Source organism: Streptomyces sp. bgisy159, assembly GCF_057707805.1.
In genome coordinates, this window is record NZ_JBYIQX010000128.1 from 1 (window position 1) to 818 (window position 818).

Consider the following 818-nt stretch of genomic DNA (forward strand, 5'->3'; position numbering starts at 1 on the left):
CGCTCCGATCATTACCTGAAGATGGGCGACGTGGACGGCCTTCCCGGCCCCACCGACGCCTGGATCACCCTCGCCGGCCTCGCCCGCGAGACCAAGCGCATCCGCCTCGGCACCCTGATGACGGCGGCCACGTTCCGGCTCCCTGGTGTACTCGCCGTCCAGGTCGCCCAGGTCGACCAGATGTCCGGCGGCCGGGTCGAACTCGGCCTGGGCGCAGGCTGGTTCGAGGAGGAACACACCGCGTACGGAATCCCGTTCCCGAAGGAGAAGTTCGGCCGGCTGGAGGAGCAGCTGGAGATCGTCACCGGACTGTGGGGCACTCCCGCCGGCGAGACCTACGACTTCCACGGCACCTACTACGACCTCACCGACTCGCCCGCGCTGCCCAAGCCCGCCCAGGCGAAGATCCCGGTGCTGATCGGCGGCCTCGGTGCCCGGCGCACCCCGCGGCTCGCCGGACGGTACGCCGACGAGTTCAACGTGCCGTTCGCCTCCGTCGAGGACAGCGAGCGGATGTTCGCCCGGGTCCGGGCCGCCGCCGAGGAGGCCGGCCGCCGGGGCGACGACCTGATCTGCTCCAACGCCCTCGTGGTCTGCGTCGGCAAGGACGACCGGGAGGTGGCCCGCCGCGCCGCCGCCATCGGCCGCGAGGCCGACGAGCTGAAGGCCAACGGCCTGGCCGGCACACCGGCCGAGGTCGTCGACAAGATCGGCCGCTATGCCGCGACCGGCTCGCGCCGCATCTACCTCCAGCTCCTCGACCTCTCCGACCTGGACCACCTGGAGCTCATCGCGTCCCAGGTGCAGGCGCAGTTGTC

At 71.5% G+C, this 818-nt stretch carries 1 protein-coding gene; it reads left to right on the forward strand.

The window, feature by feature from the left end; translation table 11 throughout:
* Positions 1-818: TIGR03560 family F420-dependent LLM class oxidoreductase (locus AC3ET3_RS36110; RefSeq protein WP_435613735.1), on the forward strand; the 818-nt coding region annotated here is incomplete at both ends.